24 protein-coding genes and 4 pseudogenes are annotated in these 26,131 nt (G+C 63.1%); 9 read left to right on the forward strand and 19 right to left on the reverse strand.

All coding sequences use genetic code 11. The annotated features are described in order from the left end of the window. The 10 genes and pseudogenes from NKJ20_RS25785 to NKJ20_RS25830 all read right to left on the reverse strand — a co-directional run. Positions 1-679: pseudogene (locus NKJ20_RS25785) on the reverse strand (NAD(P)/FAD-dependent oxidoreductase); the annotation flags it as partial. Between the two features lie 53 nt (positions 680-732). Next, positions 733-1,782, reverse strand: coding sequence for a type 2 isopentenyl-diphosphate Delta-isomerase (fni, locus tag NKJ20_RS25790; protein ID WP_352747951.1), 1,050 nt, complete (start codon positions 1,780-1,782; stop codon positions 733-735). A gap of 85 nt (positions 1,783-1,867) precedes the next feature. Continuing rightward, positions 1,868-2,770 carry a terpene synthase family protein gene (locus tag NKJ20_RS25795; protein ID WP_352747953.1) on the reverse strand — a complete coding sequence of 301 codons (903 nt, stop codon included), beginning with the start codon at positions 2,768-2,770 and terminating at the stop codon, positions 1,868-1,870. Beyond that, the gene (locus NKJ20_RS25800) at positions 2,767-4,317 is read right to left on the reverse strand and encodes a hypothetical protein (RefSeq protein ID WP_352747955.1); all 1,551 of its coding nucleotides are present in this window, start codon (positions 4,315-4,317) and stop codon (positions 2,767-2,769) included. The genes NKJ20_RS25795 and NKJ20_RS25800 overlap by 4 nt, the downstream gene beginning before the upstream one ends. 136 nt (positions 4,318-4,453) lie before the next feature. Continuing rightward, on the reverse strand, positions 4,454-5,452 hold the full coding sequence (locus NKJ20_RS25805; RefSeq protein WP_352748029.1) for a polyprenyl synthetase family protein: 999 nt from the start codon (positions 5,450-5,452) through the stop codon (positions 4,454-4,456). A gap of 154 nt (positions 5,453-5,606) precedes the next feature. Beyond that, positions 5,607-6,950: a cytochrome P450 gene (locus tag NKJ20_RS25810; protein WP_352747958.1), complete on the reverse strand. Its 1,344-nt coding sequence runs from the start codon at positions 6,948-6,950 to the stop codon at positions 5,607-5,609. Then, positions 6,950-7,792 carry an SDR family oxidoreductase gene (locus NKJ20_RS25815; protein ID WP_352748032.1) on the reverse strand — a complete coding sequence of 281 codons (843 nt, stop codon included), beginning with the start codon at positions 7,790-7,792 and terminating at the stop codon, positions 6,950-6,952. Before NKJ20_RS25815 ends, NKJ20_RS25810 begins: the two co-directional genes overlap by 1 nt. 168 nt (positions 7,793-7,960) lie before the next feature. Next, positions 7,961-8,104 (reverse strand): annotated as a pseudogene (locus tag NKJ20_RS25820) (ferredoxin); the annotation flags it as partial. After that, a complete protein-coding gene (locus NKJ20_RS25825) occupies positions 8,088-9,377 on the reverse strand; it encodes a cytochrome P450 (protein WP_352747960.1) in 1,290 nt (429 codons plus the stop codon). The pseudogene NKJ20_RS25820 and the gene NKJ20_RS25825, both read right to left, overlap by 17 nt. A gap of 91 nt (positions 9,378-9,468) precedes the next feature. After that, entirely contained in the window at positions 9,469-10,671 is a 1,203-nt protein-coding gene (locus NKJ20_RS25830; protein ID WP_352747962.1) for a cytochrome P450, read from the reverse strand. A gap of 1,627 nt (positions 10,672-12,298) precedes the next feature. Here NKJ20_RS25830 and NKJ20_RS25835 point away from each other — a divergent pair. The 8 genes from NKJ20_RS25835 (at position 12,299) to NKJ20_RS34195 (ending at position 19,052) form a co-directional block, all read left to right on the forward strand. Next, on the forward strand, positions 12,299-12,832 hold the full coding sequence (locus NKJ20_RS25835) for a peroxiredoxin (protein WP_352747964.1): 534 nt from the start codon (positions 12,299-12,301) through the stop codon (positions 12,830-12,832). A 69-nt stretch (positions 12,833-12,901) separates the two neighbouring features. Beyond that, positions 12,902-14,338, forward strand: coding sequence for an RNA polymerase factor sigma-54 (rpoN, locus tag NKJ20_RS25840; protein ID WP_352747967.1), 1,437 nt, complete (start codon positions 12,902-12,904; stop codon positions 14,336-14,338). Between the two features lie 57 nt (positions 14,339-14,395). Further along, positions 14,396-15,613: an MFS transporter gene (locus tag NKJ20_RS25845; protein ID WP_352747970.1), complete on the forward strand. Its 1,218-nt coding sequence runs from the start codon at positions 14,396-14,398 to the stop codon at positions 15,611-15,613. A gap of 125 nt (positions 15,614-15,738) precedes the next feature. Then, a complete protein-coding gene (locus tag NKJ20_RS25850) occupies positions 15,739-16,026 on the forward strand; it encodes a hypothetical protein (RefSeq protein ID WP_352747973.1) in 288 nt (95 codons plus the stop codon). Positions 16,027-16,082: 56 nt separating this feature from the next. Then, positions 16,083-16,346 carry a type II toxin-antitoxin system RelE/ParE family toxin gene (locus NKJ20_RS25855; RefSeq protein WP_352748035.1) on the forward strand — a complete coding sequence of 88 codons (264 nt, stop codon included), beginning with the start codon at positions 16,083-16,085 and terminating at the stop codon, positions 16,344-16,346. A gap of 87 nt (positions 16,347-16,433) precedes the next feature. Continuing rightward, on the forward strand, positions 16,434-16,829 hold the full coding sequence (locus tag NKJ20_RS25860; protein ID WP_352747975.1) for an XRE family transcriptional regulator: 396 nt from the start codon (positions 16,434-16,436) through the stop codon (positions 16,827-16,829). A gap of 66 nt (positions 16,830-16,895) precedes the next feature. After that, the gene (locus NKJ20_RS25865) at positions 16,896-18,239 is read left to right on the forward strand and encodes a hypothetical protein (RefSeq protein ID WP_352747977.1); all 1,344 of its coding nucleotides are present in this window, start codon (positions 16,896-16,898) and stop codon (positions 18,237-18,239) included. Positions 18,240-18,668: 429 nt separating this feature from the next. After that, positions 18,669-19,052, forward strand: a complete 384-nt coding sequence (locus NKJ20_RS34195) for a carboxymuconolactone decarboxylase family protein (protein ID WP_502902831.1) — start codon at positions 18,669-18,671, stop codon at positions 19,050-19,052. Positions 19,053-19,058: 6 nt separating this feature from the next. On the opposite strand, the gene NKJ20_RS25875 is transcribed toward NKJ20_RS34195, so the two are convergent. After that, the gene (locus NKJ20_RS25875; protein ID WP_352747980.1) at positions 19,059-19,454 is read right to left on the reverse strand and encodes an avidin/streptavidin family protein; all 396 of its coding nucleotides are present in this window, start codon (positions 19,452-19,454) and stop codon (positions 19,059-19,061) included. Positions 19,455-19,543: 89 nt separating this feature from the next. Here NKJ20_RS25875 and NKJ20_RS25880 point away from each other — a divergent pair, with 89 nt between their 5' ends. After that, positions 19,544-19,765, forward strand: coding sequence for a hypothetical protein (locus tag NKJ20_RS25880; protein WP_352747983.1), 222 nt, complete (start codon positions 19,544-19,546; stop codon positions 19,763-19,765). Between the two features lie 350 nt (positions 19,766-20,115). Here NKJ20_RS25880 and NKJ20_RS25885 read toward each other — a convergent pair whose 3' ends face one another. From NKJ20_RS25885 to NKJ20_RS25920, 8 genes and pseudogenes are all read right to left on the reverse strand, one after another. Continuing rightward, positions 20,116-20,628, reverse strand: a complete 513-nt coding sequence (locus NKJ20_RS25885) for a hypothetical protein (protein ID WP_352747986.1) — start codon at positions 20,626-20,628, stop codon at positions 20,116-20,118. Between the two features lie 557 nt (positions 20,629-21,185). Beyond that, positions 21,186-21,293 (reverse strand): annotated as a pseudogene (locus tag NKJ20_RS25890) (ABC transporter permease); the annotation flags it as partial. Positions 21,294-21,596: 303 nt separating this feature from the next. Continuing rightward, positions 21,597-22,085: pseudogene (locus NKJ20_RS25895) on the reverse strand (IS66 family transposase); the annotation flags it as partial. A gap of 23 nt (positions 22,086-22,108) precedes the next feature. Beyond that, positions 22,109-23,692 (reverse strand): IS66 family transposase, encoded by a 1,584-nt coding sequence (tnpC, locus tag NKJ20_RS25900; protein WP_352747989.1) that lies wholly within the window; start codon positions 23,690-23,692, stop codon positions 22,109-22,111. Between the two features lie 73 nt (positions 23,693-23,765). Next, the gene (gene tnpB, locus NKJ20_RS25905; protein WP_287281401.1) at positions 23,766-24,110 is read right to left on the reverse strand and encodes an IS66 family insertion sequence element accessory protein TnpB; all 345 of its coding nucleotides are present in this window, start codon (positions 24,108-24,110) and stop codon (positions 23,766-23,768) included. Beyond that, complete coding sequence (locus tag NKJ20_RS25910) at positions 24,107-24,487, reverse strand: transposase (protein ID WP_352671857.1); 381 nt, start codon at positions 24,485-24,487, stop codon at positions 24,107-24,109. Before NKJ20_RS25910 ends, tnpB begins: the two co-directional genes overlap by 4 nt. Before the next feature lie 109 nt (positions 24,488-24,596). After that, the gene (locus tag NKJ20_RS25915) at positions 24,597-24,806 is read right to left on the reverse strand and encodes a hypothetical protein (RefSeq protein ID WP_352747992.1); all 210 of its coding nucleotides are present in this window, start codon (positions 24,804-24,806) and stop codon (positions 24,597-24,599) included. A gap of 203 nt (positions 24,807-25,009) precedes the next feature. Further along, positions 25,010-26,068, reverse strand: coding sequence for a hypothetical protein (locus tag NKJ20_RS25920; protein ID WP_352747993.1), 1,059 nt, complete (start codon positions 26,066-26,068; stop codon positions 25,010-25,012). Between the last annotated feature and the right edge of the window lie 63 nt (positions 26,069-26,131).

Raw genomic sequence — 26,131 nt, forward strand, 5'->3', positions numbered from 1 at the left:
CGAAGACATTGCGCTTGCGCGGCTCCACCGGCAGCGCCAGCCCGGCCATTGCTGCCACCTTGCCGGCATTCGGCCCGGCGGCGTTGACGACGGTGCCGGCCTCGAGCCGCTCGCCATTGTCGAGGGTCACACCGGCGACGCGCTTCCCCTGCCGTTCGATACCGGTCACCGACGCCGTGATGAAATCGATGTTCTTGCTTCGCAGTGCCTTGCGGAACAGCATCAGCATCGCATGCGCGTCGAACCAGCCTTCGCCGCTGCGGCCATAGGCGCCGGCGGAAATGCCCTCGACCGACAGCCATGGAAAGCGGCGGACGAGCGCCTCGGCATCCTCGAGCACGATGTCGGCGCCCTCGGCCATCTGCGCCTCGTGGTTGGCCCGCAGGATCGGCAGCCCGTTTTCGCCGGCAAGGATGAGATAGCCGCCTTCGCGGCATCCGCGCCAAACTCTTCCCTGAGCCGCCGGAACAGTTTCAGCGTGAACTGCGACAGGCGGATGTTCTCGGGGATCGAAAACTGCTGGCGGATCGAAGCGCAGGACAGCGTCGTCGCCGCATGGGAAAATTGCGGGGTCGCGCTCGATCAGCGCGATCGAGCCTGAAAACCCTTCCTCGCGCAGATAATAGGCGACCGAGGAGCCGACGATGGCTCCGCCGATGATGATGATGTCGTAATGCACTTTTTCGCTTCTCCAGTTCTAAGGCCCGCCGCCACGTGCGGGCGATGCCGGCATCAACCGGCGGGCAGATGTGCCGAGGGCAACAAGCGCGCCTGACGCAACGCCGCCAGATCAGCCGAGCCGGTGCAGAAGCAGGCGACGGCCAACTGGCGGATGACGATCTCGAAATGCGCGACAACCGCCTCGGTGGATACCGTAGCCGCGCGCAGCACGCCGGCCGCCTGCCCGGCGATGTCCGCGCCCAGGCGGATGGCCTTGGCCACGTCGACGCCGTCGCGGATCCCGCCCGACGCGATCAGCTTCACCTTTGGCAGCGCCCGACGTACCGCCTGCACGCTGGCCGGGGTCGGAATCCCCCAATCGGCGAACGCCATCGCCACTGCACGGTCGGCGGCATCGCGGGCGCGCTCGCCCTCCACCGCGGCCCAACTGGTGCCGCCGGCGCCGGCGACATCGATCACCGCCACGCCCGCCTCGACGAGCGCACAGGCCACCGAGGCGGACAGGCCCGACCCCACTTCCTTGGCCACGATCGGCACGCCCACGCCGCGCGCGGCGCGAGCGATCTGCGCCAGGACACCGCGCCAGTCGCGGTCGCCCTCCGGCTGTACCGCTTCCTGCAGCGGATTGAGATGGAGGATGAGTCCATCGGCCTCCAGCGCTTCCACCGCCCGGCGCGCCAGGTCCAGGCCGTCGGCCTCGCGCAGTTGCGCGGCGCCGATATTGGCCAGCAAGGGAATGTCTGGGGCCTGGCGGCGCAGCGCGCGCGTCAGCCCCTGGGAGTTGCGGGATTGCAGGCTCACGCGCTGCGAACCGACGCACATGGCGATCCCCAAGGCTTGCGCTGCCTCGCTCAGATGCCGGTTGATGGCCTCGGCGCGTGGCATGCCGCCGGTCATGGAGCTGATCAGCAGCGGCGCGCGCATGGTCTTGCCCAGCAGCGAGGCGCGCAGGTCGATCTGCGTCAGGTCCAACTCGGGCAATGCGCAGTGTTCGAAACGGATGTACTCCCAGCCGGCGGCGACCGTGGCCGACGCCGTTCGCCGATCCAGCACGATGTCCAGATGGTCGTCCTTGCGCCGGCTCAGGGCGGTGTCGCTCATGCTCGCTCCATCCGTCGCATCGGGCGACGGCGTTGCGTCGGATCGGACCGACGGCAGCGCGCGCACGCCGCCGCCTCCCGTGCGTTCAGGCCGGCGCACGCTGGCCTCCCCCCGCAGCGTCGCTGCGGTAGCGGCTGGTCGAGGTCTGGTAGTACTGCGCGCGGATGGCCGCCATGGCCTCGATCAACGGTCCCCACGGCGCGGGAAAGTGTTCTTCCGCCATCACCCGGTGCAGCATGCGCGTATGGCCGGCCAGCTCATCGTTGAGGAACTCCACCACAGGCATAGCCGGATAGCGCTGCAGCAGCAGGATCGCCGCGTTGTCGGCCTCGCCGGCCGACCTGTCCTTTTCGCGTCCATGCAGATCGTTCTGCAAGCGCCCTATCGCGGAGATGAGCCGCAGGACCTGGCGAAACGCCGGACGCGCGCGCAAGGTCGCCATGTCCAGTCCCCACAGCAACGACAGGCAACAGAACACGTTCGTGTAGGCGATCGAATCGATGCCGTTGTGCAGGTACTCGGCGTAGGACCAGCGTTCCGCCCCTGCCGCCTGCGCGTGTCCGGCGCGCAGCGCCGCGCAGTAGCACCGGGTATCGTCGAGAAGCTGAGCATAGTCGCGAGGATCGTAGGCGAGCGCAGCCAGCGAAGCGCGCAGCACAGCGCAGCCATCGAATCCGGGGAGCGCGCACGGCACGCCCTGCCCCAGCGCCTGCTCCACCGCGGCGAGCTGCTCCGGCGCGATCAGGCCAAGGTCGTTGCAATCGTCGAGCCAGAACAGCAGAGCCAGTTCGCGATAGAACGCCACGATCAGCGTTTCGTCCTGCGGATCGCGGCCGGTGCGGGCGCTGGTGTGGCGCAGGCTCGGGTGGATGCGCTGCAGGATGTGCTGGCCGCCCCTGACCGCTTCCACGGCATGCTCGTGGGCGAACCCGGTCAGGGAACGCCCCCACTCCAGCACCTGCTGCAGCGCGCGTTCGGTCCGGATCATGGCGCCGCTCCTGCTCCCTCGGCCGAGACGCGCCGCCCCCAACGAAGCGCCAGCCACAACCCGGCGAGTTCGGCCACGCGCACCACCCGGGTGGGGCAATACAGTTCCTTGCCGATCCACAGCGGCGTCTGCGGCAATGCATGCGCCGCATGGCGGGCGAGCATCCACTCCAGCGCACGCGCCACCGCCTGCGCGATGCGTTGGCGCCCTGTCGGCTCTTCGCTCCCGTCCATCACGTGCAACGCGAACAGCGCATAGGCGGTTTCCTCGAATGTGGACGCGCGACCGGCGCCCCAGCCGCCGTCGCCGCGCTGCGCCTGCAGCAGCGCCGCCAGCGCGCGCTCGTCGCGCCACTGGGGCTTGCCTTGCGCCAGCGCAGCGACCGCATGCGCGGTGGGATACAGCCACGAAACGTGCCATTTTTCGTTGTCCCATAGACCGTGCGGGTTGCGATTGGCCTCGACGTAGACGCTGGTGCCGGCCGCGGGCTTTCCCAACATTCGCAACGCATGCAGGGCGTGGATGTTGGTCGACACCGAGGCATTGCGCTCGCCGGGGAAGGTGACGAACAGCTCGCCGATTTCGAAATGGCGCAACGCATCGGCCGCCGGGTCGCGGCCTGCAAGGCGCAGGACGCACATCGCAACGGCGGTGTCGTCCGCATCGGCCGCGAAGTGCAAGGCCGGGCCCAGACCGCGCACGCCCAGGCGGGCGTCGAGCTGCGCGACGATCACTTGCACCGCCTCGGCGAGCGCGGGATGCGCGAACAGACCGGCCAGATGCAGGGTGTACAGCGACCAGCATGGCTCGAATACATTGATCGGCCAGACGTTGGGAACGACACCTTCGATGCCGCTGCGCGTCGCCCGCGATGCCGCCTGCAGATACGCGTCGGCGCGCCCGACATGCGGCGTGTTCCCCTGTGTCACGGCGTGCGCACGCCACGCGGCGGTGGCCGCCGGACTGATGCCGATGCTGCCGTCGTCATCCGGGCATGAGGTGGTCGGCGACGTCCCCCAGGCTTCCCAGGAGTGCAGCAACGGATGGCCGCTCGGCAACGTCCCCACCGCCCCCAGCTTGACCAGGCACGCTTGCCGCAACGGCAACAGCGCCGGGTGACGCGGAAACGCCACGCCGCCCAGCAAGGATACGGCCTCGCCGCACAACTGCGGCAGGATCAGCTCCGCGCCGATCGGCGCGTCTTCCGGCACCGCATGCGCGTAGGGATCGGGCTGGCGCTCGAGGAACCGGGTTGCAGCCTGGACTGCGTCGGCAGCGCCGGGAAGAGCATCGGCACGCTGCAATGCCAGCAACGCCGCCCACGTGGGCGCATGGCGGAACAGCGGGAACTCCGCACTTCCCCATCCGCCATCGGCCTGTTGCTGCGCGATGAGCCACGCGAACGCGTCCTGCCGACCGGTGGCGTTGCCGTGGAACTGGAGAGCTCGCGCCGTGTCGTAGACGGACGGACCGACGCTGCCGCCGTCGCTCATCTCGCTCAGCAGGTGGCGCAATTCGGAAAGGATCTGTTCGGACAGCGCGTTCACGCGGGATGTTCCTTCTGCAGACGGTTGACAAGAACCAGGATCGGCAGACGCCGCGGACTCGGGCACAGTGCAGCATGCACCGCTGCCGCCGGCCGATCGCAGTGGCACAGGGGCGACTCCATGTGGACGGGCGTGCTCATGCGCATGGCGCGTGCTTGAACAGATACCCGTTGGCCCGCTGCAGTATCTGCGCCAACCGTTCCGCACGCGGCCCCAGCGGGGCGATGGCTTCCCCGGCGTCGCGCAACAAATCCAGCGCGAACTGGCGCGCTGGCTGCAGCCCCATAATCGACGCGCAGGTCGGCTTCTGCGCCGCCGCGTCCTTGCCGGGGGTCTTGCCCAGCGTCGCGGTATCCGCTGTCGCGTCGAGAATGTCGTCGATCACCTGCAACGCCAGGCCGAAACAGGCGGTGTACCGATCAAGCGCACAGTACAGCGCAGCGTGCGCGGCATCCTCCGCGATGGAGCATAGCGCGCCCATGCGAACGGACGCGCGCACTAGCGCTCCGCTCTTCATCCGGTGCATCGCCACGATCCTGTCCAGCTCGGCGTGCTTTCCGACCAGCGACAGATCCATGGCCTGCCCGCCTGCGGCACCCTCGGCGGACACGGCCTGCGCCAGTTCGCGCACGAGCGCGATACGGTTGTCGCCCGGCGCATCCAGGCTCGCCAGGGTCAGGAAGGCGTGCGCCTGCAGCGCATCGCCGACCAGGATCGCAGTGGCTTCGCCGAACTTGACGTGCACGGTCGGAAGGCCGCGGCGAAGCACGTCGTCGTCCATCGCGGGCAGGTCATCGTGGACCAGAGTACAGGCGTGCATCATCTCGATGGCGGCGCCGACGTCGTCGAGCATGTGCGCCGGCGTGTCGGCCAGTGCGCCGGCAGCCAGACAGAGCAAGGCGCGGGTGCGCTTCCCGCCATGCAAGGTGGCGTAGCGCATCGCCGCCATCAGCTCGGTCTCACCGTCGTCTTCGGCGCAGAGAAGACGCGCCAGCGCCTGTTCGACCCGCTTTGCGCCGTCGTGCATCCAGATCTCCGGCAGCAGCCTGCCGGATGCGCCGCGCGCCTGCGCGCCCAATCCGCCGAGCGCGGAAACGCCAGTTCGGTCGTCGTGTAGCGTGGAACCGGTCTGCATGTTTTTCATGTCCTTGTACCTGACACGAGATGGCCACAGCGAGCGCCAAGCCGCAGCGGTGTTGCCGGCGTCGCACCGAGCGCGTGCGCTGAGTGCAGCAATGCCGCGCCTCGCCGGCGCCGCTGCCTCGCCACACGGGGCATGCGATGCCAGCTCATGAGAAGCCTATGCGGATTGCCATGGACGGATGTGCGGTCGGGTAATAGCGCCGGCCTTTTTCGACGCCGCTCAGCAACCGCGGCCGCACCCCGGCCTTGTGCATGATCAGCGCCAAGGCGATGCAGAACTGCACCATTTCCAGCCATACCAGGTGGTAGCCGATGCAGACGTGTGGGCCGGTACCGAACTGCAGCATGTCCACCGGCCGGATCGGCTCCGTGCGTTGCAGCCACCGCGCCAGGCGGAACTGATCAGGCGCCTCGTGCAGCAGCGCCGAGGTCGAGAAATGCAGCAGCGGGATGCACAGATGGGTGCCCGCGGGAATGCGCCGTTGGCCGAGTTGCAATTCCTGCAGGGCGCGACGCGGCAGGAGCGTGGTCGCCGGATGCAGGCGCAGCGTCTCGCGGAACAGCGCCTCGGCGACGGGACACTCCGCCAGGTCCGCGTGCCGGGTCGGCACCGCGCCCACGCGTTGCGCCTCCTCGACCAGGGCGTCCCACAGCACAGGCTGCCGCGCCAGTTCGATCACCATCCAGGCCATCGTCGAGGCAGTGGTGTCGTGACCGGCAAGCAGCAGCAAGCGGATATTGGCGACCAGGACGTCATCGGAAAGCGCATCGTCGCTGCGGTCGAAGGCGCTCACCATGTCGTTGATCAACCCGGTGCGCGCGGCATGCGCGCGCGCGTCGTGGACGAACTGGCGCAACTGCGCGTCGATCCAGTCGCGGGCGGCGCGGCCTCGCCGCAAGGGCAGTCCGGGCAGGTCGACCGGGGGCGCGACGATCAACTGCAGCAGTTGCCGGTATTTGCGATGCCATCCCGGCAGGTCCTGCGCGGGGATTCCCATGAGGCTGAAGATGAGCTTGAGCATCAGGTCGCCGGTTTCGCGCAGGATCGTTACCTCGCCGCGGGCGCGCCACGCCTGCACCCGCGCCTGGATGACGGGCGCGAACAGGTCGCCGATCCCGGCCTGGGTCAGCCCCTTGGGCAAGAACGCTGCCTTGATGGCATCGCGCGCCTGCCGGTGCGCGCCGCCGTCCAGGGCAACCAACGTTCCGCCAAGCAATTCGGGCGCGATCTCTTCGATCAGCGCCGAGGACACGTCCTTGTGCTTGAGCAGTGAGAATGCGTCCGGATCCACACAGGTCATCAGATGTCCGGCAGGGCCGAAATCCAGCCAGAAGTGGCTGCCCAGCGTCCGTTCTGCGCGCTGCAGCAGGCGCGGCAGGTCGCAGACAATGGCGGGAAGATGCCCGACGAGGGGGAAAGCGCCAGGCATGACCGGGATGTCGCATCGCAGCCGGTGCCGACGGTTGAGGGGGTTGAGTAGTATGTCCATCAGCAGCGCGCCGCCGCCGCCGATTCGGTGTCGCCGGCAGGGCGCGCGGCGCAGCTGTTGCCTCCGTCGGCGTATGTCGGCACATGCGCCAGCATGCCGCCATCGATGCACACGACCTGGCCGGTCATGAACGCAGCATCGTCGGAGAGCAGGAACGCCACGAGCGCGGCCACGTCCTCGGGACGGCCGACGCGCGGCAGGAGCTGGTGCCGGCGCAGATGCCGTTGCATGCACTCGTCCAGCTTGCCAAGGAGACGCTCGGTCATGATAAGACCCGGCGCAACCGCGTTGCAGCGGATCTGCGAGTGACCGTACTGGGTGGCGAGCGAGGCCGACAGCATGTTCATCGCCGCCTTCGAGGCGGCGTAGGACGTCTGCGCGGTATCACCGCTGAGCCCCTGACACGACGACATGTTGACGATCGCGCCACCGCCACGGGCGATCATCCGTGGGATGGCCTGCCGGCAGCAGAGCAGCGTGCCGCGCAGATTGGTCGCCATGGTCTGGTCCCAGACCGCCAGGTCCAGGTCGAGGATCGCGCGGTCGCGCGGGGTCAGATGCATGGCGCTCGCATTGTTCACCAGCAGGTCGACCCCCCCGAAGTGCCGCTCCGCCCTCTCGAACAGCGCTGCCACCGCCTGCTCATCGGCGATATCCATGGCTATGGGCAGCGCGTGGCCTGCTTCGGCCGCGATCTGCGCGGTGCAGGCGATGGCCGCCGAGCCATCAATGTCGGCCACCACCACTCTGCCGCCCCCGCGCGCGATGGCGAGAGCGCATGCCTTGCCAATGCCGGCGCCGGCGCCGGTCACCACGGCCACTTTGCCTTCAAACCGTCCCATCGTGTCTCCTGAACTGCATTGGTCTTTCGCAGCATGCCGCTTGGCCTGCGCCGGAGAAGGCGCAGGGTCGGCGCTGGCGCACTCGTCATGGCCAGCGTCGCTTTCGATGACTCGAATGGCGGCGACCGGGCACTGGTTGGCCGCAAGCCGCACGGCGGCGTGCAGCGCCTGCGGGACCGTCGCCACGCACACTTCGGCCACGCCGTCCGGTTCGCGCTGGCGAAAGGTGCCCGGCAGCGTCAGCACGCACTGCCCGGTAGTTCCGCACAGATCCTGATCGACCAGGACGCGCATCTCAGCCCTCCTGCCCATGCAGCCGCACCGGCAGCGCGCGGAACGTCCTAAGGAACGCGGAGGGCTCCCGGGTCGGCTGCTCGGCCAATGCCAGCGTGGGGAAGCGCGCCTGGATCCGCGGCAGGCTTTCGGCCAACTGCACCCGGGCCAGCTGCGCACCAAGGCAGAAGTGGATGCCGTGGCCGAAGGTCAGCATGATCTTCCCGTCGATCGACATGCCAGGACTTGTGCCGTAGAACCGCACGGGATCGAAGCGGTCGGGATCGGCGAAGGCGTCCGGGTCGCGATTGCCGGCCGCGATCAGCACGCGCACGTCCGCGTTCTTCGGGATCACCACGCCGCCCAGTTCGATGTCGCGCTGGGCGATACGCGGAATGGAGCTGAACATGGCGGGCGCGTCGTAGCGCAGGGCTTCTTCGACGAATGCCTTCACCCCCACGGCATCTCCCTTCAGCCAGTGCCGCTGTTCGGGATACGCCAGCATCGCCAGGACCGCATGGCCGATGGCCGCGGCAGTGGTGGCGAAGCCGCCCAGCAGCATGCCCCAGAGCATGCTGATCAATTCCGCATCCGACAGCATCTCGGCATCGTCGTCGTGTGCGCCGACCAGCATTGACACGATGTCGTGGCGGGAATCGGTGCGCTTGCGCTGTATGAGGTCGCCGAAGTAGGCCTGCACCCTGGCGCTGGCCGCGTCCCCCGCAGCGAGTTGGGGATCGCTGGCGTGCGGGCTCAGGCCTTCCAGAATGGCGCTGATGCCGGTGACGAGCCCGAGAATGTCGTCCGGGGGCATGCCGAACAGTTCGCCGAAAACCAGCATGGGCAAGGCCAGCGCGAATTCCCGATGCAGGTCCACCGCCTCCCCGCGCTCCAGCGCGGGCGCCATGCCGTCCAGGCGCGCTGCGACGATGCGCGCGATGCTCGGCCGCAGGTTGTCGATCTGGCGCATGGTGAAATCGCGCGAGATCAGCCGGCGCAGACGCGTATGCGTCGGTGGATCCTTCATCGCTAGCGTGGACGCCAGCAGATTGAGTGACAGGCTGGTCGCCGCACGCGGGAAATAGCGCGCCAGTTCGCCCGGCGCCGGTCCCCGAAAAGCATCGCCCGTGGCCTTGAGCGCCCAGTAGATGTCGGCGTGGCGGCTCAACAGGAAGAGGCCCGACGCCGCGCGATGTACCGGATCGTGCTCGCGCAACCACCGCATGAATGGGTACGGGTCCTGAATGCACGCTGGCGACGCCAGTTCGGCGAAGGCGTCCGGGCATGCTGCCGTGGCTTCTTGCACGTCCATCTTGGTCACCTGTTGGCTAGCTGATCTGACCGGCGCGCGGCAGGCGCGCCGGCAATTCGGAGAACATCGCGTTCCTGGTGGCGTCCGCGCATCACCAGAGCACCGGGAACTCCTCGAACCCGCCAGTGATGATCTCCTTGCGCAACTTCAGTTCTTCGGGCGCCACCGCCAGGCGCAGCGCGGGAAAGCGCTGGAAGATCGAACCGAACACCGCCTTGAGTTCCAGCCTAGCCAGCGCCAAGCCGATGCAGTTGTGCGGCCCGTAGGAGAACGCCAGGTGCGGGTTTTCGTCACGTCCGATGTCGAAGATTTCCGGGTCGTCGAAATGGCGCGGATCGAACGAGGTCGCCGGCAGGCCGACCAGCACCTTGCTCTCCGCGGGAACATGCATGCCCGCGATGGTCACGTCGGTCCTCGGGTAGCGCATGATGCCGTCCCAGCCGGCGCCCGGCGGGTACATGCGCAGGATTTCCTCCACCGCCTTGTCCACCAGGGATGGATCGCCCACCAGGCGTTCGCGCTGTTGCGGATGGCGGAACATGGCCAGCAGGCCGAATTCGATCTGCGCCACGGTGCTCTCGTGCCCCGCCACCAGCATGCCCGCCGCCAGGCCGATCGCCTCTTCCTCGGTCGCCTTGCCCTGGTCGACCGCCGCGAGCAGATCCGTCAGCAGGTTGTCGCCCGGATTCTGGCGCTTGTCCCGCATCTTGCCGCGAATGTAGGCGCGCAGTTCTTCCCAGGCCAGGCGCGACGCGCTGCGCGGGCCGCTTTCATGCTGGTGCGTCATCACCTCGTCGGACAGCCCGGCGAAAAAGGCGTGATCCTCATAGAGCACGCCCATCAGCGCGCTGATGACCATGGCCGGAAGCGGAAAGGAGAGGTGGCGCCGCAGGTCGGCGGGCTGGGGCTGGGCCGCCAGTGTCTCGAACAACTGCGCGGCGATCGCCTCGACCTGCTGCTCGAGCAGCTTCACCCTGCGGTTGCTGAAGGCCGGCGCCACGATCGTGCGTAACCGGGCATGCTCGCCCCCCTCGTGCGAGACCAGCCACCCCGGCGATCCGAGAATCACCGAATCCGGGGTGAATGCCGCCGGCGGCATTCCCGAGGGCCGGAACGCCGCGTCGGACAGCACCGCCTTGGCCTCGTCATAGCCTGTCACCCACCAGCCTTCGTGCCCGGACGGGAAGCGCACGCGGTGGATCGGACCGTTGGCGCCTAGCGCCAACATCTCGGGCGAGGGCTCGATGTGATCGACGCGCCACATCGGCAGCGTCGGCAAGGGTTGTTCGGACATGGTGGCACTTCACTCTCTAAACGATGGAAGGGCGGAAGGTGACCGGCAGGCGCTACGGCAGCGAATGACCTAAGGCATACAGATGACGTCCTCCGAAGGCCGGCCTGATTATCAAGATCGGCCAACGTGTACTGTCTAGGCACATCGCGCGGCGAGATGCAGAACGTTATCCTGCACCTTCGAGGTCAGGATAAAGTCGGTGTGGTGGGCCTTTGACTCGCCGCCGGCCAAGATTTCCGCAAGGGTCGACAAGGGCGGCGCGCTGTTTGGTAAGGGCGGTTTCGCCGAGGGGCCCCTGCCCATAGACGCTATCCGACGCGGATTTGACATTTTGCTTTTCTTTCTTCGTTCCATTCGTGTCATGTCGGTCGGCGGCTCCCGGCCCGCAACGAAGGTGCTTCAAATCTCGTGCCAATTTGGCCGACCGAAGAAAAAAGTGATGCTTTTGGCGGCTTGTCCTGAGGACGGACAAGAGCTCGGCGAAATAGGCCGGCGTCGCGGACCAACAAAGGCGACAGAACAGTGTCGGACAGAGCGCCTCGGGCGACCTTTAGGTCGGGCTTGCGACATTCTGGTCCAGTTTCGAACATAAGAGGGCGGCAAACAGACACGATTGGGGAATTCGATCGTAACGGCGCCAGGGCGCTTGCCCAAGAGCCCGCGCTCATGGTTGCTGCGGACAGGCGCGTGTTCGCGATAGCCGTGCCTGCGCACCCAAGAACGCTAGCGGCACACGCTACGCAATGACTGGAGTGCCCGCCAGCCTCAGGTAGTGCATCGGCTCGGCTTCCGGTTCGTCTTTGTCCAGCCGGGGCTGAAGCGCCGAATACCCGCAACCATACAGCATCGTTGTTGCCTGTGTGACGAGGCCGTTATAGCGCGCGCCCGATCGTCCAACACACGGCCTCCGAGAAGAAGGGGGCGGTCCAACAGCACCTCTATTCCAAATGGCACGCCGCTTGCTGCTCCTGGTTAGAGCACCATCAAATCACGATGAAAGCGACTTGTGCCATGCCCGATACGCGAAGCTCCAAGCCGTGGCCTGAAGAGACGGTGCCCGTTCCCGCTGAACAGCGGGACATCGTCTCCTCCGGAAGTCCCTTCTCGGTGGCCGCTTTGCGCATGGCTGGTCCGATGCCGGCACGCCAACACGGGCCGCTCGCGCAAATGCCGTTTACCGGTTCTGTTCAGCATGTGAGTGCCCAAGAGCCCCGTCAAAGGGTCACCGAAGCCAAGGCCGGCGGGTCACTGCCACATATCGACAACACGCTTAACCAGTCCAGTGACCCGAGCCTGCGTGAAGTGACATTTCAGGCCCCCACATGCTTGCGATATTGGCTACTTCCGGCCGCTATCCCTTTTCCAAACGCACGATCGCGAGTGACCGATCCCGCTTCCGGCGCCATAGCCGTGGAAAGCAAGCGGCTCGACGGTGTCCAACTCGCTCAGATCGATTGCGGTCGGGTGGCCAAGACCAGCCGCCAAGACGTTCCCATACGTCGGCAGGGAAAAAGGAGGTTGCGAGCCGCGAGGTCCTCATTCCGTGCCGGGCAAACGAGCCTCTGCTCGGTGTTGCGCCAGCCTCTGCCAGAATTCAGCGCCAGTTTTCTTCTTTAGGAGCAACTTGATGACAGTTCAAAAGAAAGTTCCCTTCGTCACCTTTCTCACGCGTGTTCACGACAAGTCAGTCCAGGGGCCAAATCCATATCGCTGGCAAGAAAAGACATCTGACGACTACTTTGCCGGCAAGCGGGTCATCCTGTTCTCGCTGCCTGGCGCCTTCACGCCGACCTGCTCGACCTACCAATTGCCCCAGTTCGAAGAGCTCTATGATGAGTTTGAGAAGGAGGGAATTGACGCGATTTACTGCCTCTCAGTCAACGACGCCTTCGTCATGAATGCGTGGGGGAAGTCCTTGGGCCTGAAGCAGGTCGAGCTCATCCCCGATGGCTCAGGCGAGTTCACACGCAAAATGGGCATGCTGGTCGCCAAGGACAATCTCGGCTTCGGGATGCGCTCCTGGCGCTACGCCGCCCTGATCAACAATGGCGTGGTGGAGCAGTGGTTCGAGGAGGAAGGTTTCTCCGACAACTGCGAGGCCGACCCCTATGGCGTCTCATCCCCGCAAAACGTTCTCGAAACGCTGAAGGCCGCCGCATGACCTAGAAAACGTCTCACTCGTGCCATTACCCACCCCAAGAGGCTCCTCGACAGGATTATCGCGCTCACCATGCAATCCTCAGCAAGCCTGCTTCAGCGCCAGAAGCAATCCATGGTCGCATCGCCTCAACTCATTGAGTCGATTCGCCTGCTGCAACTGGCGCATACTGAACTGCATCAGTTCGTGGAGCGGGAAATCGAGAAGAACCCGCTCTTGGAATCTGCGTCAAACGATGGCGGGCCTTTTGGCGATGTTTCGATTTCGGGAGCGGATCAACCTATCGGCCCTGGCGCAAACGCCGTTGAAGGACCGACCGGGGCAGGGTCGCCTGAACGGCTCGGGCAATGGAAATCACTTGGCAACACGACCAACAACCCGCCGGGCAATGGCCCTTCCCTCGACGAGTTTGCCACACTCGCCGAAACATTGCACGACCACGTCGCTCGTCAGATCTCCCTCACTGCGTTCACACCACAGGAGCGGCTGATCGCTGGCCAGCTTGCCGCCGATCTGGAAGACACTGGCTATCTTCGGGCAAACCTTTTGGAGCTGGCCGAGAGCCTGAATGTCCGTGAGGCTGTTGTGGAACGGGTTCTCGGAACCTTGCAGCAATTTGATCCACCGGGAGTTTTTGCGCGAAGTCTCAGAGAATGCCTCGAGATCCAGTTGCGCCAGCGAAACCGGCTCGACCCGGCAATGGCAGCTTTGGTTGCCAATCTTGAAATGCTTGCGCGACGCGATTTTGAGGCACTGAAGCAGCATTGCGGCGTCGATGAAGAAGACCTTCTCGACATGATGCATGAGATTCGGGCGCTCGATCCCAAGCCTGGGAACCGATTCCAATCCGGTGCGTCTGAATCAATCATACCCGACGTCTGGGTCACGCCCTCGCCGCAAGGCGGGTGGCAGATCGAACTTGATCCCGCCACGCTGCCGAAGCTGCTGATCAACCAAAGCTACTATGCCGAAGTCACGCGTCAAACTGCCCAAAATTCGAAAGATCAAGCATTTCTCGACGAATGCTTGCAAAATGCGAACTGGCTAATCCGCAGCCTCGATCAGCGCGCCAAGACCATTGTTAAGGTTGCGGCTGAAATCGTGCGTCAGCAGGATGCCTTTTTGGAACATGGCGTCGCCCACCTGCGGCCTCTCAATCTTAGAACCGTCGCTGACGCGATCGGCGTGCACGAGTCGACGGTAAGCCGGGTGACCTCGAACAAGTACATGCTTACCCCGCGCGGAGTCTTTGAACTGAAGTATTTTTTCACCGTCGCGATCGCGTCCTGCCAAGGCGGCGATGCGCACTCCGCCGAAGCTGTCCGGCATCGGATCAAAGCGATGGTTGCCGCAGAATCTCCCGGCGACGTGCTTTCCGATGAGGACATCGCTGTCCGGCTGAAGGAAACCGGCATCGATGTTGCACGCCGCACCGTCACAAAATATCGCGAAGCAATGAACATCCCCTCCTCCGTGCAACGCCGCCGGGAAATGCGCTTGTGTTTTTAAATTTGGGTCGAGGCAGCCAACATCACGTTGCATTGCATCAAAGTGGAGACTTCGTTCATGACCCAATCCGCGGCAGGCGTCGTGGACGCTGTTCTGCACGACTCAGAAAAGCCCGTCCCACCGTCTGGTCCCGCATGGGGTGCGGTCATTTCGCTTTCCTTGGGCACCTTCGGGCTGGTGACCGCAGAGTTTCTGCCTGTTAGCCTGCTCACGCCGCTCGCACATGATCTCGGTATCACCGAGGGAGCGGCTGGACAGGCGATGACGGCGACCGCTATCGTCGGGGCGATCTCGGCGCCGACGGTGGCCATCATCACAAAGCGCCTGGACCGCAGGATCGTCATGTGGGCGATGACGCTGCTGCTGATCCTGGCGGACGTTCTGGCGGCCGGCGCGTGGTCGCTGGCGGTTCTCCTGACTGCACGCGTCGTGCTCGGCATAGCGCTCGGAGGCTTCTGGTCGATGTCGGCAGCACTGGCGATGCGGCTCGTTCCAAGCCACCTCCTGGCGCGCGCTATGTCGATCATCCTCACCGGCGTTTCGGTGGCTACCGTTTGCGCAGCTCCAATCGGCGCTTATGTCGGCGATATCTGGGGATGGCGAAGCGCCTTCATGCTCGCCGCAGTCGGCGGCGCGGCTACACTGCTGGTGCAACTCATAACCATTCCGAGACTGCCTCCGATTGGAGTGGCTAGCTTCCGCAGCCTGCTGGATGTGGCTAAGATTCCGATGGTCAAGGTCGCGATTGTGGTCGTCCTGCTTGTCGCTTCCGGCCACTTCGCCGGAATCACTTATATCCGCGCCTTCCTCGAGAAGATTCCCGCGCTGGACGTCGAGACGATCTCGCTTGTGTTGCTTGGTTTCGGCATCGGCGGATTCTTCGGCAATTTGGCCGGCGGGCTTCTGGCCGAGTACAGTCTCAAGGCAGTCGCGGCCCTTGCACCGCTGCTCATAGCGATAGCCGCTGTTTCGCTGCTGACGGCGGGAGCATCGGCCTTCGCCTCGGCGATTGCGGTTGCCGCATGGGGGTTTGCCTTCGGCGCGGTGCCGGTGGGATTACAGACGTGGATGGTGCGGCGGGCCGTTCCCGAGCAGGCCGAAAGCGCCGGTGTGCTGATGGTCGTAGCATTCCAAGTGGCAATCGCAGCCGGCGCGATTTTCGGCGGACTATTGGTGGACAATGCCGGGGTTACCAGTGCCATTGCCTACAGTGCTGTTGCCACGTTCATCGCCGCCCTGACAGTGTTCCTGCTCGGCCCGAAGCGCGAAACCTAGGCCGCCTGACAGTAGAGAGGTCTCAGCAGCGCAGGGGGACGAGAGATGCAAACGCATGCACGGCGCGGCGCGATCCTTCGCTTGCATGGACCAGCGGAAGCGCTCGCCGGCTCCACTTCCGGGCCATGGCGACCTTCGCCGCCCGACACGTGAACCTCGCCGGCACCAGTTTCCATTTGGCGGCGGTGAGCGCTGCCGGCGCGGCAACCCTTGCTGGCCGTCATATCCTTCACAACAAGCCGGCATTCTGGGCAAGCGACAGCTACGCGCCGGCCATGCCCGTCAGAACGCCGGTGACGATGCCGCTCGATAGCGCAGACAGGTCGCGAATTGCCAGTCGTGTCAACGGCGGCCGGATTATCGTCGACCGCGCGTACCTTGTTTCGGCCGCAGACTATCGTTCGTCAGCTTGATGATGTTGACCACATAGCCTAGGAGCTATATATGACTTGGGAAGTCATTTTTGGCGATGAGTTCGATGGAGTTCGAGGCGTTGCACCAGACAGTCCAAGATGAGGTATTGGCCTCGGCTAAGCTGCTCGGTGTGTTCGGACCCCAGCTGGGGCGAGCGTATGCGGATACCTTGAATGACTCGTCGTTCGCGAACATGAAAGAACTTCGCTTCGACGCTGATGATGGTGTCTGGCGGGTTGCGTTCGCATTCGACCGGAAGCGGAAGGCGATCCTGCTCGTCGCCGGCGATAAGTCGGGCGTGAGTGAGAAGCGCTTCTAGCTTCTATAAAAGTCTGATCGCCAAGGGGGACAAGCGCTATCAAGGGCATCTCGACCGTTTGGCGGCGGCGAAGAAGGAGAAGAAGTGATGGGACGCAAGCTTGACGACCTAATCGCTGCGCTCCCCAAGGATCGTCGGGAGCGGGTCGACGCGCGTTTCGAAGAGTTAAGGGGAGAGGTCGAGAGTCTCGGCGATTTGCGGCGTGCCGCTGGAAAGGCCCAGGCCGAAATCGCTTCGGTCCTCAAGATCAAGCAGCCTTCGGTCTCGAAGATCGAGAAACAAGCCGACATGTACTTGTCTACTCTTAAAAGCTACGTCGAGGCGATCGGGGGGCAACTCGAACTCGTCGTTCGCCTTCCCTCGCGCGCGCCCCTCCGTATAGAGCGGCTCGGCGACGTCGTGGCTCCCAAAGCCGTCTCCGTGCGTAGTGTTAAAAGAGCGGCAGGTGGACGTAATCGCACAAAGGCCGCACGCGCCGGCTGACCTCACTCTGTTTCGGCTAAAGACTACCGATGGGGCGAGATGGTCTCGTCGATGCAAGGAGTAGGTATGAGCAACGTCCTAGTTAAGCCAAAGACCGACCTGCCCGCCGTCACACTGCCCGACGTGACCCCTCTCTCCTCGCCCATGCTAGCCCAACTTACCGCCGCGTTGGGAGTCCCCCGCAATGTGCTCGCCGAGGACGACCAGATCGCCCATGCTTGGTCCCAGCTCCCACGCCTGATCAAGAAGATCCCTCCGCACCTGCGCGATGAGCGGATCGTCAAAATGTGTGTCGCCGTCGCCAGCGGTCTGTTCGACGCAGCCATCAACTACGTTTGGAACGCGGCCGTGGTGGAACTGCGTGACAAGGTGCGACGGTTCGGCATCAACGTCGTCCCTCAGATCCTCGACGACAAGTCCTTTGACGAGGACACGCTCCTCGACCTCAAGGACGCCGAGCTGCTCGACCTCTGCCGTAAGCTCAACCTGATCGGTGACGACGACTTCTTCTTCCTCGACCAGTGCAGGGCCACACGCAACAGTTTCTCTATCGCACACCCAGCTGCGGGGACGGTCGATGAAGACGAGTTCCTGAGCTTCCTAAGCCGCTGCCAGAAGCATGCGCTCTCGAGCGCCCACAACCCTAAGGGGGTGGACACAAAGTCCCTGCTCGCCGCGCTGAAAGCAACGAAGTTCAAGAAGGATCAACGACAAGAATGGGAACGCCGTATCCAGGAAACATTCGAGGCCCAGCGCGAGCTGATCTTCGTCATGTTACACGGCATCTACTGTGACCCAGCGTCGGGAGAGGAAGCCCGCCTAAACGCCATCGCAATCTGCGAATCGTTCAGTAACGACCTTAGCCCCCGGACCAGGTCGGCGCTGGTGGATCGACACCAGGACTATAAGGCAAAAGGCGACGAAGCCCGTCAGAAGGCTTCGCTGCAGTTCTTCGAGACGCTGGGCCAGTTGTCGCTGCTGAGCGAAGCCGAGGTTCACAGTATCTTCACATCAGCGAGTAGGAAGCTCTTAAGTGTGCACAATGGCTGGGATAACTTCCACAACGAGCCGCCCTTCGCCGATCGGCTCCTCAAGCTGTCGCGGAAAAACCGCGTTCCGGAAACAGCGCAGGCCACTTTTGTGGAGGCAGTCGTGACGGCAGCGACTGGCAACTCATACGGCGTCTCGAACGCGGCGTCGCCATCCTACAATGAGATGGTCAAGTCGTTCTCGCCAAACGAGGTCAAGCTGATGCTGGATCTACCGAAGGCCTCAACCCTCGTCGCAAGTCGCATCAACTCGAACAGCGGCTGCGAGAAGCGGTTCCGCTCGCTCGTCGCTCTCGTTGATGCCAAGACGGTTCCAACGGCCTCGAAGAGCCTTTACGCAAAATGGGTACCTAAGCCTTGATTCGCTGCGTTCCCGCTGACCCTGTTTCGCCCTTAGACTACTGTATGTAGGTGACCGGCAACCCGCTGGTTCGCAAAAAGGGGACGGCGAGGTTGAACGAGAAAGAACCCCGGGATCAGATCCCGTCGCCAAGGCGTCGGCCTTCTTGTCCAAAGCCCAGAAGGCAACCGAGGCGAAGGACGCACTAGGCATGATCGAGGCGCTTCATGCGAGTGACTACCTCGCCGTCTGAAGCGTATGCTCCAGTCCAAATGGTCAAACTGCCTGCGGCCGATGTCGACGATAGCGTCGCAGAAGCGGTCGAAGGCGCGTATTACGCTGTCTCGACAGGACGCAGGGTCGGCAGCATAGGTGCCTAGCTCTGGAAGGCGGCTGACAACATCGCGAACGACCGATGGAACCGCGGCCACCTCGATATGCGTGAGATCGATGACGCGTCGGACTGCGCCGGCGAGGTCGAACTGTCCCCCGACGAGCGACGCGAGGCCGACGATCTTGCCGAATACCGGCGGACCGAAGCAGACCAGAGCACTGGACGTGAAAACCCGCGAGCGCATTGCATTGGCCGTTGCCCAGGTGAACGGCTGCGACTACTGCCTGTCCGCTCATACCTTCTCGGCCTTAACCTGGCAAAGATCAGCCCCGAGGAGGTCGCGCTCAACCGCAAGGGCAAGGTCGAGCGATTCGAAGGCAGATTGCTCTGGCCGCGCAGCAGACGAAACAGGTCGGCCGCAAGTGCTGCTCGGACCGTCGATTGTTCAAAAGATTCGGCCGGCTTTCCCGGTGGGTCGCTATCGTCTGTGTGGCCGCTGACAGCGGCTATTCCCGAACGAATTGATCTGCACCTGCGTTGATTGAAGCCCACATATCCTCGGGTTCCTCGGCATCGGCAACGTTTTGCGTCATCTGCCAAAGGGTATCGAGAACGTCTGAACCATCTGCAGCGGTAGTAAGTTGCCCTACCCAAGCAGTTATCGCTGCTACCGGCCAGGCGACGACAAACGAGATTAGATCGCCATTTACAAATCCGGCCACGTCTCCGGTCAAGGACTTCCCGCTCCCGCTTTTCGCGGTCGTATATGAGCCGGACACTTTGTTCCCCGCAACGGCAAGAAACATCTTCGAACCCAGCTCGTTTTTCCAATGTCCGGCAAAGTCGGGACCCTTGCCTGACGTCATCGAAAGTAGCTTGAGCGCCGTCTCAACTTTTCGCACGTTATATTCCTCTCAAGGTCGACCTGTGTGGCTTATAGATTACCCAAAGGGAGCTTGACGAAGCAAGGCACGTTCCGGAGGAAAAAGGGATGAAAGCAATCGAGAGAAAGTCAGCCAGCCTCGATCCACCACTCGTTATGCCCGACGCATCCAATTCGCTGACCACGGCGACAAGACTCCCGAATTGCGCTTTGTTGCCGGAGGTTGATATGGTCGCCAGCCTTGGGGCAACTGCCATGAAAACACCGCAAGTTGATAAAAAGAACAAAGATCGGCATGACAATCCAGAACCCTCGTTGGCTGTATCTTAGCCAACGAGGGCAGATGCACCCGCCTCAGCCCCAGACAAAACTCTATGCGGCACAGCTCCAAATCCAGTAACGGGACGGGAAGTTGAAAGACTAGTCCCCGCGCTTCCGCTTTCTTATGGCCAACCTAAATCTGCCTCGAGTCAACGACCGGGGTGGCCCAATCCTAAGTCCGCTTTCGAGCGGAGCCAAACTGCGCCGCAATGGCCGATATAAGGCGCGTTGCCGCCAGGCCGCTACCCGCCTCGTTGCGGTCGTTAGCCCTTCCCTCGGGCAAGGAAAGCTCCTGTCCCGAAGCTACCGCTCGAAACGAACATTCAAGGCCGCATCGGGGCCTCCGATCCGGACTACATTCAGGATGGCCAAAGCGGCTTCACCCGCTCAATCCGATATCTCTTCTCGAATTCACGAAGCACCATTTCGAGCGTTGTCTCAAAAGCACCCTGATCGAACATCATCGATTTCTTTGCCTCGTGAAGGTAGCGCCAGTCGGTGAAGGCATCTTGGTGCTGATACAGAATGTGACGAATGCTGTAGTCGATGTACAAACCATTGGGATGATACGGGACCACTGACCTTTTGAACTCCGCGTCGAGTTTCTCTTGGCTTTCGGGCTTTAGGCGATCAAACAGCTTCATCAGGTTGTGCGATTTGACAACTCTTGGATCGTCGTGGTCGAAGACGAACCACGCTTTGAGTGCCAGCTCCATAGAAAGCGCCAAAAGCATCGGTTCAACACCGACGTGTTGGCGTTCGCTCAGGTCTGCATGCTCTCCAAATTCTCGGCTTGGAAAGCTCTGAGTTTTTCGAAAGATCGCCTTTGCGGCTTCCCCGATCCTAATGGCCGTCGATAAGCGCGCACTCATTAGAGGTCCATTGGATTGATGTAAACTAGCTCAGGAGCTTGAGCTGAGATATTGCACGAAGGCAATCGCTTAGACTAGGAGGTATGGAATCACAACTTAACGACGACAAGTTAGTTGAGTTCACCGCCGGCGGCCTGTTTTTCCCCACCTCATTGGGGCGCGAATGCTATCTGGTTGCGATCCTTATTACCTGAGCCAAGGTCTCTAGAGCGGCGGCGCATCCGCGCGAGCTTATCGGGCTATGTCAAGCTCGTCTGCATTCAAATGCTGGCGTCCGGCTAATGAGCAGACTGTCCGCCGTCAGGAACTCCCGGAAGGTGGGTGAACGACCGGAATGAGGCGCATAGCTGCAATACGACACGTAGAGTTAAACGCCTTCGTGCTGACGTGAACGACCTGCGAGGTCGCGAGCGTTAGAAATTCGAAGCCTCCTGAATCTATCCTAAATCCGAATCTAGTGACCTAATTTGTCCAACAAGCACAAGCAATTCGGGTTGAGGCGGGATCCAGAAAGTTCGAATAGCTTCCACGAACCCCAGCGCGCGCCCTGCCGGAACCTGGCCGAGAATGATCACGGAGCCGGCAGCAACGAAATTGATGGCCACGCCGGAGACAATCTGGCCGCCCCAATGGGTGAGCGAGGCGAAACTGTGCACCAGCGCGAACAATGACGGCGGTGAACCGCGGCCGCCCAGGCGCCGCAACCGCGAGGCAGGCGAGCAGCAACGGCCCGGAGAACACCAGTTGCTCGGCGGCGATGGTGCGGGTCGCATCCTGCACCGCCATCATGACGGCGCCCGCCGAAGCGAGCATGGCGGGTAATCGGACAGCAGGCACAGCATTCAATCCCCGAAGGGGTCCGTCGACATTCGACAAGAGACACATGGCGCGGCGCGAGCGCTGGCGCTGTACAATCGTAAGCGCTCATTTCCCCGCACGTCGACGGCCCTTGCACCAGCTGATCGCTTTCAGACGGACGCGTCCGCAGCGGTTTTGGCGAAGTTGAAGGGCAGCAGGTCGTCGATATCAGTATCGACAGCGCGTTGAGGCAACTCGGTGAGGACGTGGCGCAGCCACGCTAACGGCTCGACGCCACAGGCGCGGCAGGTCAACATCAGGCTGTAGATGACGGCGCTGGCCCTGGCTCCGTCGACGGTATCGCTGAACAGCCAACTTTTCCGGCCAGTGGCAAAGATTCTGATGTCACGCTCGAGAAGATTATTGTCGATCGGCATGCTGCCGTCCTCGGTGTAACGCGTCAGATATCCCCATTGGTTCAGGGTGTAGGAGACGGCGTCGCCGAGCTTGCTGTCCGGCAAGACTTTTGGGGCGATGTCGTCGAGCCATGCCTTGAGAGCCTGGAGGATGGGGACACTATGTTGCTGGCGGAAGCGGCGAATGCAGTCATCCCGCGTTTCGCCGTCATCGGGGATTTCGTTCCGCGCCTGCCTTTCAACCGTAAGCGCGTAGCTGATGCCGTTCAGCGCTGGTAGTTCCAAGGCATGAGCGCCTCGATATCGCTGTTTGGCCAGCCATTGGCGATACGCTCGAGGGTCTGGGTGAGCCAGGCGTGCGGATCGATCTGGTTCATCTTGGCGGTGGTCAGCAGCGTGGCGATGGTGGCCCATGTCCGTCCGCCGCCGTCGCTGCCGGCAAAGAGGCTGTTCTTTCGGGTAATTGTCTGTGGCCGGATGGCGCGCTCGACGGTGTTGGAGTCGATTTCGATGCGGCCGTCGGTAAGGAAGCACTCGAGCGCGGCACGCCGGCCGAGCGCATAGCGGATCGCCTCGGCGGGCTTCGATTTTCCCGACAGCTTCGGCAGCTCCTTTTCCCACAGCGCAAAGAGAGCGGCAACGACGACGGCGGATTTCTCCTGACGCGCAGCTATCCGAAGTACCGGGTCCTGGCCGCGCACGGCCTCCTCGGCGGCCCACAGCGGGGCCATCTGCGCCACCGTCTGCGAGGCGATAACGGAGGAGCCTGCGGCATGCAGTTCGTAGAACTTGCGCCGCACGTGCGACCAGCACGCCGCCAGCGTCACGCCGTCATTGCCCCGATCCGATCGGGCCAGCCGGTTATAGGCGGCGTATCCGTCGACCTGCAGGATGCCGCGATAGCCGTCCAGATGGCGGGCGACGCATTCGCCGGCACGGCTGTCTTCGAAGCGGTAGGCGACGATGGGCGGTCCGCTGCCACCGAACGGCCGATCATCGCGCAGATAGGTCCAGAGGTAGGCCGTCTTGGCCTTGCCCGATCCGGGGGCCAGCGTTGGCAGGGTGGTCTCATCGGCAAAGACCCGCTCACCCTGCTTGATGCGGGTCAGTGCGTAATCGGCGAGCGGCTCGAGCTCGAAGCCGACCTTGCCCATCCACTGCGCCATCTGTGACCGGTCGATCTCGACCTGATCGCGGGCATAAATCGCTTCCTGGCGGTAGAGCGGCAGGCCATCGGCGTATTTGGACACTGCGATCTGCGCCAGCAGCGCTTCGGTCGGAATGCCGCTTTCGATGATGCGGGCGGGAGCGGCTGCCTGGATAACGCCGTCCCAGCCCTTGTAGGCATATTTGGGGCGACGCGTGACGATCACCCGGAACTTCGCCGGGGTGACATCGAGCCGTTCGGAGACGTCCTCGCCGATCAGGATCTTTTCCAGCGCTTCGCAGCCAGCAGGCGTTTCGGGCTCGATAACCACCTCGACCCGTTCGAGATGGGCCGCAAAGCCTTTACGAGGACGCGGAGCGCGCTTCGCTTTCGAGCCGCCCGCAGACTTCTCCATCTGCGCTTCGATGGCCGCCACGCCGGTTTCGATCTCGTCGAAGACCAGCGCATACTGCTCCTCGCTCAGCGCACCGGTCCGCAACCTTTCGGAGCGGCTGCCGAAGCGCGCCCTCTCCAGCATCTTCACCACCGCGGTCAGCCGTGCGATCCGCTCATCAGCGCTCTTGTTGACCAACTCGAGATGGAGGTTGCGCTCCTCCAGAAGGGCGGCCTTTTCGGCCATGGCAACAACCATCGCCTTGAGCGCGTCAACGTCGTCCGGGAGCGCGAGTTCGGGTGCCGACATGGCCAAAATCAGAGCATATTCGCGGGCAATTTTCCCGCTTTTTCAGCTCCCTGATTCATCATGCCGCAGGGTTTTACCCAGCCGATTGCGGCCGCCTGACGGTCTCAGTCCGAACCCGTTTCCAGTCCATTCCGTCAACCAGAGCCATGAGCTGAGCATGATTGAGCTGGACCCGGTGGTGGCCGATCCGCGGCCAGCAGAACTTCGCGTCGTCCAGTCGCTTGGCATAAAGACACACGCCGCTGCCGTCCCACCAGACGATCTTGATCCTGTCCGCTCTTTTGGCGCGGAAGACATAAAGCGCGCCGTTGAACGGATCCGAGCCGGCATCGCGCACCAGTGCCAGTAGGCCGTCGGGACCTTTTCTAAAATCGACGGGATGACTGGCGACCAACACCTTCACGCCGGCCGGGATCATGCCTGGCGAACCGCCCGGATGATCCGCACCAGCTGCTCCTCATTGATATCGGCACCGGCGCGAATGACCACGCCACCCAGCTCGATCTCCACCGACGCAGACGCTGTCGGCGTGACCTCGACAAAGCCGAGCCGAGCCGCATCTCGCTGCCGCCTGACCGCACCGCTCTTGATCGCCTTGCGCCGCCAGCCGAACAGCTGCGAGCTCGCCAGTCCAGCCTGGCGCGCGATCGCCGACACGTTCGCCCCTGGCTTCAGGGACTCTTCAACCAGCCGTGCCTTCGCTTCCGCCGACCAGCGCCGCCGCGGACGCTGCGGACTTGCGTCCAGCCGGTTCGCAACCGCCTCAAGGATATGGAAGCTCCTATCATCAGGCATAGGCGCAGACATAGAAATTGACACTGCAAGCTCCTCAGCTCCTTCAGTGTCACTATCTCTCGCTCATCACCTCAAGCCGCGCCAGATGGGGTCAGCTTGGCGCTTACTTTCAACCCAATAGAGCTGTTCGAAGAACCGGAGCGCCTGCGTCGGCCTCGGGTTTCCCGGCCAACTTGCCGCGCTGCTCGTCGACGGGAAAGCCTTCCGTCTGGTACGCCGCCCCCGCCTCCCATGGTGCCCATGGCTGGGACTGGACGCCCGCATTGCCGAAGACCACGCCCTTCAGACCTTTTTCGAATTGCGCGCCCGCGAGCCGCACGACTGGCAGCGCCTATTCAAGGAAGTCACCTGCAACCGCCGTCAGGCCCTCCGGAACTGGCGTCGCGAAGGCCTTGCTATCCTGTCCCGTGTCCGTATGCAGGAGGCGCATGGCCCGACGTGTGCTTGCCTTCCACCTCGCCGAGGAGTTCCGGATGCCCGGCCGGGGGATGCGCTCCCTGAAAAGGTTTTGACGCTGGCCGACTAGAGCTGCCCCATTAGATTGAGCAGGCCGCCCATAGGGGTGTTCCATGTTCGAAAAGGAATCTCGACCTTGGTGTTGTCAGGGGAGGTCTTGATCAGCTTCATTCCGCCCCTTTCGAGAGCGTCGATCGCGATGTCTCCGATTGGATCGAATTCGGCCCGCTCATCCCATTCGCCAAGCCGTTCCCAGAGTTTCCTATAAGCGGTTTCGAGCTTTTCGAAATACTCGGAGAACCAATGACCGTTGAGTGCTTCGACCAGTTCGGGAAGATCGGCGATCTTCTTATCGAGGCCGTGCATCGTTCCAATCAGATAGGATGCCCATTTGATGAGGTTGCCATATAGCGGCGGGACCTCTGCAAGAACTTGGTCGATGTCGCCGTGTGTCCGATAGGACAAAATGAATTCATTCGCTGATTGGTCTGTTTCCGAGAGTGCCTTGACGAACGTGCTGACATAACCGTCCGTCGGATCTGTACCCCAGTCTGCGCTCGCCCGAGTAGCGCCGTATTCTTCCCAGCATGCATCGGTGACCTCTAGTCGGAAACGGTCGAAGTAGTTCGATGCGCCTTCACGTAAAATCACGTTCGGAAATCGGTTGTCGAATGCTGTATGCAGCATCGCATGAGCGCATTCGTGTGCAAGGGTATGGACAGCCAGCGGGAATAATTCGGACTCAGGTTCTGCAAGGCCGAGGATCGCGTGGACGTGGAAGACCAAGTGGGTTTTGAGCTTTCCGTCTCTTAGAACCGCTGGTGCCATTGCTATGCCGATTACGCCGTCTTCGTCGGTGGAGGCCGTCAAAGGTCGGAGGCCTTCAATGCCGCGATCGAGGGCGGTCAAAGCTTCATGGTAGTCCCCAGAAATGGTAACGCCATCGACCCCGCTGAGGTCCATCGATCTGCCGAGAACCCTCATCGACCCTAATACTCGATAGGCAAACTCGCGAGCTTTGTCCTCGCTCTCAAACGGGCCGCTGAGGCTAACACCAACGTTAGTTGGCAGCGTTGTAGGCTCCTCGGAATCATCGACGGTGATGGGTTCGCTATCATCAGCCATGCAGGGTAACTCCAGTGTGACCGTAAGATCGGTATCGTGTTGCTTCTGTTCAAGAATATTCGC

Source organism: Mesorhizobium sp. M0185 (genome assembly GCF_040322175.1).
Taxonomy (GTDB): Bacteria; Pseudomonadota; Alphaproteobacteria; order Rhizobiales; family Rhizobiaceae; genus Mesorhizobium.